The sequence below is a fragment of the Chloracidobacterium sp. genome, assembly GCA_016711345.1.
Taxonomy (GTDB): Bacteria; Acidobacteriota; Blastocatellia; order Pyrinomonadales; family Pyrinomonadaceae; genus OLB17.
On sequence record JADJTD010000003.1, the window covers coordinates 46,501 to 55,155 of the forward strand.

General features: G+C 48.9%; 11 protein-coding genes. All 11 read right to left on the reverse strand.

The window, feature by feature from the left end:
• Window positions 1-3: 3 nt before the first annotated feature.
• Entirely contained in the window at window positions 4-1,233 is a 1,230-nt protein-coding gene (locus IPL32_18150; GenBank protein ID MBK8467740.1) for a hypothetical protein, read from the reverse strand.
• Window positions 1,233-1,655, reverse strand: a complete 423-nt coding sequence (locus IPL32_18155) for a sortase (GenBank protein MBK8467741.1) — start codon at window positions 1,653-1,655, stop codon at window positions 1,233-1,235. Before IPL32_18155 ends, IPL32_18150 begins: the two co-directional genes overlap by 1 nt.
• A complete protein-coding gene (locus IPL32_18160; protein ID MBK8467742.1) occupies window positions 1,652-2,767 on the reverse strand; it encodes a phage minor capsid protein in 1,116 nt (371 codons plus the stop codon). The genes IPL32_18155 and IPL32_18160 overlap by 4 nt, the downstream gene beginning before the upstream one ends.
• 8 nt (window positions 2,768-2,775) lie before the next feature.
• Window positions 2,776-4,260 (reverse strand): hypothetical protein, encoded by a 1,485-nt coding sequence (locus IPL32_18165; protein MBK8467743.1) that lies wholly within the window; start codon window positions 4,258-4,260, stop codon window positions 2,776-2,778.
• A gap of 40 nt (window positions 4,261-4,300) precedes the next feature.
• Window positions 4,301-4,768 carry a hypothetical protein gene (locus IPL32_18170; protein MBK8467744.1) on the reverse strand — a complete coding sequence of 156 codons (468 nt, stop codon included), beginning with the start codon at window positions 4,766-4,768 and terminating at the stop codon, window positions 4,301-4,303.
• Window positions 4,769-4,780: 12 nt separating this feature from the next.
• The gene (locus IPL32_18175; GenBank protein MBK8467745.1) at window positions 4,781-6,241 is read right to left on the reverse strand and encodes a hypothetical protein; all 1,461 of its coding nucleotides are present in this window, start codon (window positions 6,239-6,241) and stop codon (window positions 4,781-4,783) included.
• Between the two features lie 6 nt (window positions 6,242-6,247).
• Window positions 6,248-6,691, reverse strand: coding sequence for a hypothetical protein (locus tag IPL32_18180; GenBank protein ID MBK8467746.1), 444 nt, complete (start codon window positions 6,689-6,691; stop codon window positions 6,248-6,250).
• A 45-nt stretch (window positions 6,692-6,736) separates the two neighbouring features.
• Window positions 6,737-7,177, reverse strand: coding sequence for a hypothetical protein (locus IPL32_18185; GenBank protein MBK8467747.1), 441 nt, complete (start codon window positions 7,175-7,177; stop codon window positions 6,737-6,739).
• Window positions 7,178-7,308: 131 nt separating this feature from the next.
• Window positions 7,309-7,602 (reverse strand): hypothetical protein, encoded by a 294-nt coding sequence (locus tag IPL32_18190; GenBank protein ID MBK8467748.1) that lies wholly within the window; start codon window positions 7,600-7,602, stop codon window positions 7,309-7,311.
• A gap of 169 nt (window positions 7,603-7,771) precedes the next feature.
• Window positions 7,772-8,335 carry a hypothetical protein gene (locus IPL32_18195; GenBank protein MBK8467749.1) on the reverse strand — a complete coding sequence of 188 codons (564 nt, stop codon included), beginning with the start codon at window positions 8,333-8,335 and terminating at the stop codon, window positions 7,772-7,774.
• A 14-nt stretch (window positions 8,336-8,349) separates the two neighbouring features.
• On the reverse strand, window positions 8,350-8,634 hold the full coding sequence (locus IPL32_18200) for a hypothetical protein (protein ID MBK8467750.1): 285 nt from the start codon (window positions 8,632-8,634) through the stop codon (window positions 8,350-8,352).
• Window positions 8,635-8,655: the final 21 nt, after the last annotated feature.

Here is an 8,655-nt window from a genome sequence, read left to right on the forward strand (position 1 = left end):
TCCTCATAAGATAAATTGATCAAGCGAGTTGTAAACACCTGTATCACCAAGGTCCCACGCAACAAAGTTATTAATCGTGTTCCCAACCGTATTAGCATATAAGCCAACTTTTGTACCTGACTGAAGGCTCGCGTCTGTGACGGTGTTCGACTTCACGAACGCATTGTTGTAGTAAATGTGAAAGGTGTTGCCGATCACCCGGGCCTCAAGCCTTGCTCCAACGGTATACGTCACAGCAGTTGTTGAAACGGATGTCGAAACTCCACCGATAACTTTTTCCATGATTACTGCAGAGCTATTGATGCGCAGTTTTATGAAATTGGACGCATCAAGGTATCTCACAATCAAGCCAATCTCACCGGCGAACCGTGTTGCATCGACCTCGATATGGACATTCGGTGTTTGGAGATTCACTGTGGCAACAGCCAGTGAACTTGAAAGAGTTGCCGCGGAAGCTACATTACCGCTGATATTCCATGAGCCTATTTCGTTGATCCATTGCACGCCATCGCCCCCGGACTCGAACGCGCCAAGACCATCCGTATTACCAATGGAGCCATTCGCCCTGTTGAAACTGTCGGAAGCGATGGGAGAAACAAGATATTCGACATTCGCCACTTTCATGAAATCAATGGCACAGTCGCATGTAGACGACGCAGATGAAATGCCCGGAAAAATTGTCGCTGTTGAAGTGGTTTCTGACGGGTACAAAAACGACCAGTTCGTAAACGCCCCGCCACGAATAAAGGTAAAGTACCCTGATAATCTTTCGACCATAGCCAGGTCGTACTTTGTGTTTATGTCGTATGTTCCAACGACTTTTGTTGCCGCAGCAGCATCCAGCGCGCGTAAACTGCCAGAGGAGATGAATCGGAAACCGTCCTGAATTACACCGGAGTTATTTACATCAATTCCTATTCTCAGATCATTGGCTACCCTGCCAATCGTGATCGATGAAACCCAAACCTTCCCTGCACCACGAACATGCGGTGGATACCATAGACCATCCACGTTCGCAACTGAGCCGGAAAGAAAGCTGCATTGATTTCCATATATCGAAATTTTATTATTCGTGTCCGTGACCGTTCTGACATTTACGCCATCTGTCGCCAAAGTGCCATTGACCGCTGGCGCCAAAACTGGCGTCGCGATGCGGAAATCGTCTTCCAACAAATAGTTAATTTGCTTGGATGTATTTCTCGTAAAATTCGGCAGAAATGCACTTTGGAACATTATTTCCCGTCCACCTTCATCATTTGCGCGAAATCACGCGGATCCAAATCAACAGGTACAAGCTCGATCATGTAACGGTCAGTCACTCCAATTTCGGGATGGCATGTAATAAGCGTGATCCTGTCCCAGCCTGTGTACTGATGATATTTTTTTGACCAATGCACAGGATCGTCAACATTAGTCACGATGTGGCGGTCCCAAACTGCGTAATATTTTTTCGTCCCATCCGTGAAAACTGCCTCTACAATATCGCCCTCTGCAAGATCGTAAAAATTAGATCCTGCGAGGTAGTTATGAGCCGCCACCAACGTCCGACCGCGCCAAGTGATTAAGTTAGCACTTGTCGGATCAAGCGTGATAGTTGGGCTAGTCACCATTTGCAAAGTCATCGCACCAAAAATTAGTAAAGCAAGATTTGTCATACCATTATCCTTACACCTTCACGAACGTACTGCCTATTCAACTTCGTCTGTTGGATGAAAGACCGCATACGAGCCTGCCAAGCGCGAATCTTGGCTATCTCACGAGCATTATCTAAACTTGCAGCCTCAAGCGCGTATGCCTGCCGTTTCCAAGCACGAATTTTGCGCTCGATCCCACGCTGGATTTGTGTGGCCTCATAAACGCTTATTTCTTTACCTTGATAAGTTAATACTTTGCTGGCGTATGAGTCCAACTCACGCTGTCTGTATGCGTTCTTTGAAATGCCATCGAAGAACGGATAAAACGAATGTCGGCAATTCCAGCCCATCAGACCCGGTCCAGTTCCGTATCCAGTCTCAGCCACAAAATCGGGATAGCGCTTATCACGTCCAGACCTCGAAAAGATTGTCCCTTGCCATCGCTGGTGATCAGGTCTCGCCCCAATATGGGCAGATGTTTGCACAAGATCCACGTCCATTTCGTTCATGCGCTCAATCTGCATCTCACCTGTGGTTTGCGAGACTCCAGTCAACACTGCCCGACGCATTGCTACATCCAACTGGTCAGCGCTTCCGCGATAGGAGATCACAGTAAGACCGCCTTGAGCCACCTGTTGGATCGCGGCGCGAATCGCCTGGTCATAACTCATGGCTCCGTTTGCTACCTGCATATAAGCCAGGTCTGCCGCCTGAATAAACGCAGTCTGACCGGTTGTGGCGGTAGTCATCGTCATGTTCGTGACAATACCTTGAGTCTTGCTCAGCCCTGCGGAGAGCACTTGCGCCATAGCAGGTGAGAGATTGATAGGCAACGGGTTGAGTCCTGCGTTTATATAAATACTGTCGTCAAATGCCAGTGATTTCACTCCAGCAGCATCAAAGGCCTCGCGCAGTGCTCTCTGTGATCTACCTGTCAGCCGTGCCAATTCCTCAAGAGCGTTTTCATATACCAGCCCTGACTCTATGAGTCGTTGCATCTGCCATGTCGCCGTTTCTGTCATTGGCATTTTTGCCAACCGACGCGCAATGTCATTAAGAACAGATTGGGTATATTCTTCATAAAGCGCCACGATGGGATCAACCAGCGCGTCGAGGTCTTCAGCAAGGAGCATAGATCAGCCTATTCAGAGTTCTGGTCGCCACTAAAAAAATCTGCTTCTTGCATGAGCTTCTTGCGGTTCTCCGCGATCTTCGCCGACACTTTGGATATCCTTTCGGCAGTCCAGCCGTTATCTTCGAGGAACGACTCAAGAGGCATTCCCGCGCTCTTTGCTTGAGCGGCGGCAGCCCAAAACGCCGATTGTATTTCTGTATCATCCAACGGGTCTTTGGCAAAGACAGGTCTTTCACCTATGGAGTGATCAAGATTGCCTCTTTGATAGCTGGTCAGGTCAAAGCCCTCGAACCCCTTGTACCGCCTCCAACCTGCGATAGCAACCGCCATTTGTTGTGCGCGGACAAGTGCATTGTCGTAATTGGGTCGGCGCTGCTGCACCTTGGCTTCCACTGGCGCACGATTGATCCGCAGAGCTCGACCGCTGATGTCGCCAGAGACATTGTGCAAATCCGAATTCAGTTCGGGGTAATCGCGCTCCAATTCCTCCAACAACTGCTTGATATTCGATGACACAGCCGGAATATCAATGTCGTTCACAAGGGATTGTGCTTTTGCCTCAGAGTTTGTGGTCCAGATCATGTTTTCGGATTCGCGGTCTTCCTGTTCTTCGTCATCTGACGGCGCACTCATTCCAGCCATCAGCCAACCGCCAGCAATCACCTTGCGAATTTGGTCGTGTAGTTTCGAGGCTTGATCGTCGATCTCGCGGAATTTGCCCAAGTCCGGATGCATCTCACTCCAGCCAAAATTCAGCCCCACGTCGTTGTGTTTTACAAAGACCATCGGAACAAAACCGTAGGGGACATCCCATGTCGCCGAATCCCCATCCCACGGGTACAGTTCATTATCCAAGTAGGTTTCGTACACTACATTTTCGCCGTCTCGATATGCCACCTCTTGGTACATCACTTTCGCGCCATCATTCCGGCGTGGATCTTGCCGTTCTTCTTCGATGACATATCCCTTTACATTGCCCCAATCGTCCAAGACAATATCGGCAATCTGCGAAGGATGAACAAGGGACATATACACTTTTTCAACTGCAGGTATATCCTTGACAATAATGATGCCGTCGCCAAATGTTGTTCCCCAAAGCGAGAAAACATCTTTTTTGACCTGCCAATTCGACCACTTCCAAATCTGGGATATGGCAGGACGAAGAGATTTATTATCTGCGATGATCGGCAGGGCGCTCTTGATCTCTTTACCGTCGCCCGCGCCAGGGTCCAGCATCCCGCCCCAAAGGTGCGACTTCCAGAACTCCCCAAGTCTGTAAGCCGGGTTATATATGCCTCGGATGTGCTCATAAAGCTGATATTCGCTTTTGTACAACTGGCTCCAGGCATTCAGTTTGTCGTAGGCATTATTTTCATTCATCGCCCACAGCAGGGAGTAGCGCAATTTCCGCGCCGCGAAATCTTCGAAGTTATCGAGATTGGTTTGATCCGTCCCAAGATAGGCGGACTGAAAAGCTGCGTAACCCTTCATAGTTGCTCTCCAAAGTCTTTGCAGGATATTTGCCATGTGATCATCCGTCGTGCTTCACCAGCCAGCCCATTTCGACAATAGTGTTGATCAGAATTGTCTCTAACTGGTCAGAAATACCAAACCGAGCTTTGTTGATCTTGATGGATTTCAAAATATCCCCGTCGGCATGTCGGAGGCTGGCAGCCTTCCAATCCGATATCATTTCAATAAGATCGATCAGGTTCATTCCGTTGATGCCGTTTTGGTAGTGCTCAGGATGATGGCTGTTTACTGCGTAGTGATGCTCCAACGCCACCCCCATATCTTTCAAGGTAGATTTGTATTCGTCACTGCCATAGGTCAATGACCTCAGCATTGGCGTGTACCTGTCATACACAGCCTTTTCTGGCTCATGGAGTTTGCTATCGTCGTGATGGATGGATCGCTTATGAATTTTCATAATGATTTCCATCAAGAAAAATTGAACTTTTCTTATGTGTGAGAGTGTCTCTTTCAAACTATCAAACATTGGTTACTCCGTCTATCCGCGATTGTTCTTCATCGGGTTCTTGCCGCGCTTCACTGTCAGTGCCGTGCCACTCTTGCCAGCCCACAGAGCCAGCGCCCACGCCCAAAACATATCGGCATGGTGTTTCTCGTTCGCTTCCGTGTCGAATGTGCTGGAATTTGCTCCCGTCACTTTTCGGCGAATGCTGTGGATTTGATATGCAAGATCACGCTCTAAAGGTATTTGTGCCTCTGCCTTTTGACATCGAAGTTTCGCTTCAACTGCCCAAAGTTCCTTCTTCTCGTTCGTAAATGTGACACCCTGCGCCTGTGGATAATCTGCTGTAATGTCCTCGGCAAGTTGCATTCCCAAACCAGAGTCATCGATCAGGAAATTGGTCACAGGCAACATATCGAGCACCTTCCGTACAACTGCTTTCTGCTGGGTAAATTCGGTGCGGTCAAGGGATACATGCAAACGGTATGGCAGGCTTTCAAGGTGCGAGTTTTTTCCAAGCAGGATGATCTCCGTTGTGTCATGTTTGCGTCCAATATCCATTCCGCCAACAAGGGTCGGCTCGATCCGGGCATCTATGCACATCTGTGCAACTTCGTTCACGGCTTGCAGGGCAGCATCCACTCCACGCACTTTGCGGTACCAGAGCTTGCCATCAGCCGCCAATGCCTGATTGCGCTTGATAAGATCCCAATCAATCCATGAGACAGCCTCATCAAGCCAGGCACATTCGTATTCCTGCTGAAAATCCTCGAGCACCATATTTTCGAAGATCTGGATCAGGCGCGGTGTCCCAAATTGGAAAACCCTATCCTCTGTCGGCAAGGTTGGTGCAAGTAGCGTAGCCGACCGGACATCTTTGCACATCGAGGATGTAAGCCACCACGGAACCATTCCGCGGACATAACCTGGGTATTTACGGAACGCTTCGGTGTAGATCTCCCAGAAGACTCCGCGAGCTCCGAGTGGTGAGGACCCGATCCGCATCTTGCCACCCTTGGAAATGGCGGGTAATGCAGACTGGTAGATCTCGCGGTCATTCGGATAATGTGCGAATTCATCCAGATAGATGACCGCTTTCGCCTTACCGCGCACAGGTCGGCAAGGGTGAGAGATCAAGCGTGACCCGTTGTGGAATTCCAACTCAAAGCGGTTATCTGTCTTGAGTTTTGGTCTTATGTCTGCATCCAGAGCTTCGATCACTGCCTTGGCGTAGCGGATTTTTTCTCCCGCTTCGTCCTGATTGATCGACACAAAGATGTGTGGCACACGCGGGTTATTGATTGCGCTTGCCACGCTCTCTGCTGCTGCCAGCCATGACCAGCCTACCTGCCGGCTCTTTGATTCAATCGCCAATAGCGACGGGTTGTTAAGGTGCGATAATTGAAAATTCTTCCATTTCGCATCGGGGTCGCCGACAGCATCAGGGAGAGAGAGGTGTTCGATCAGGAATACAAGGTTATCGGAGATTGAGTCCACATCGGATTAATCCGCCTGCGTCGTTATATTTTTGTCAGAAACTCTTCGATGACGGATAAACTGTTCCGGTGTGATTTCAGGAGCATGTTTTTGGATCTGATGGATCAATCGAGATGCCCAGTCCTTCATATCTGCAATGATTTCATCACGCTCGTTGAGTTCTATTCGATACTTTTCGTTTTCGCGCCGTACCTGTGCAACATCCAAGGTCAGTTCTTCGACTCTTTTTTGCAACTCAAGAACGTGCTCAGCCCATCTGTCAGCTACCTGTGCATGCAAGTTATTTGCTTCAGCGTCAGCCTTGTGAGACTCGGCGTCAGCCTTGTGAGATTCAGCATCGGTCTTCTTTACTTCAGTCGGAGTTTTACGAAACGTAATGTACAAAGCCGCCATAGCGGCCAGCAATGACGGAACAGCAGTAAAAAGCGCAAGGATCGTTTCAGTCGTCATGCTAAAAAGGGTAAGGTTTTACCCTTACCCTTCCCCAATCAACGATCAACCAGCGGCAGAGCCGTGAATCTTGTTGCTGGCAAAAAGCAGAAGCAACGCATTGACCATCTTGAGTAATTCAGGATCAAACCCGTCAAACAGGTTCAGGAACTGTGTCATATCGACCCCGAAATAGAAAGTCACAAAGAACGCGACGACTGCGGCCAGTACAAAAGCCTTTTGATCGCGGAGGCTGAATACGGGCGCAAATTTGTCAGCCAGCAGGTTCCAGAAGGTCTTGACCAACTGAGTACCACGCTCCGAGCCGAGCCCGATCACAAACACAGCGATCAACATTTCAAACAACGCCTTGAACACCTGGGAGATTCCATCTTGCACGGTCTCAGCCGGCGGAGTTGCTCCCTGAGCGAACGCAGGAACGACCAACACGGACGCCATCACGATCACAGCCAAAAAAACAGTGAGGAACTTCTTCAAATTTTTCATGCCTATCTCCTTAACTAGATAAAAAAATACACGGGGCAAATTCCATTGCTGGAATCTGCCCCGTGTTCTACGACATCAGTCGGGCGATCTAAGTTGTTACTGCATTATACATGATTTTTGAAACGTGCGTTCTATTTTTGATTGATCAGGATGGTTTTACCCTCAGTCCACGCAATTGAATCTTGGTTAAATCTTTGACGTAAATATTTTATTTCGTCATAAAGCCGGAGGCTTGCATCCTCGTCTATCTCAAATACCCATGCAGCATTTTGCCATTCCGCTGTTGGGTAAGACGCCCCGCTAAAAAATATTTGAGTTGCATTGCTTTTTATGGCGCTATCAACTCTCTCAAAAAATCGCGCCCACATAGCCTGGGATAGTTTATCGTCGGTATTTCCGATTTGAATTACTGTTGTTTTGCTCATAATTTACGCTTTCTATTTTTGCGCCTCTGCCTTTTTGGGAGGTCGGCGCTTCTTGGTGATATGAATATTCGTATCCTCGATGGAACTGGCAAGGATGATAAATTCAATCCTGCCCCAGCCCGTCGAGTTTCGGACCACCATCAGAGCATCTAGAATCTCGCGCACATCATCAGGCGTTATCTGTGGGTATTCCGTCAACAGGTTCACTGCCTGCTCTTGGGTCGACTGACTGTTCTGCTGAGTCTGATACGTCGCTGCTTGTTGTGACATCCTGTGCCTCCACTTCTATAACTTCTTGCAACTGTGGGTAAACGGCTTCCCACCGCTTGCGCCTGATTTCATCAATGGATACTTGTTTTTCTGGATCATTGTTCAAGTTCGGGAACAACAGTCCGAGCCTGTCTAACTCTGGATCAAATAACGCCAGGTATTTCGCTCTCTGGTTTTGAAGCATCACCAACATGGTTATGGAGTCCCTGTCGCCAGCCTTTACCCCCTCCCAAATACCATTAAGCGCGGTGTCGATCCTGCGGATTTCCAACTGTACGATGTCGGAATACTCGCTGATCTGTTCTTCACGGTATCGCCTGGCTACGATCTTTACGTCATTTGCAATCGTGCCAAGCGACACATTCAACTGCGATGCCATGTCGCGGTAGTTCAGCCCTGCCAGCACATTGGCTGCGACAATGGCACGCCGTTTCTCGATCTCAAGTTCGCGTTCTTTGGTCAATCCTCGCGCCATGTTTAACTCTTAACGTTCAGTCCATCCGAAATCTGTTCAAGGAGTTGATGCAAAGCATCAGCGTTCGTCTTGCCCTTCGGCATCGTTGAGCGCGTCCGTTCGAGTATCTTTTTGAGCAGCGCGGCAGTCTTGGCAGGGATGTTTACACCTGTCACAGAGGCAATCGGCACCGCGCCAACTCCCTTCATCGCTTCGCCGTCTTGGGTGATATATCCTTCGCTCAGATCAGTGATGTGGCGTGTGAAGATTTCAAGAATTGCGATTAGGGCGGTGGTTACGTTCTTCACCCCATAAGAGGCTGATGTCGC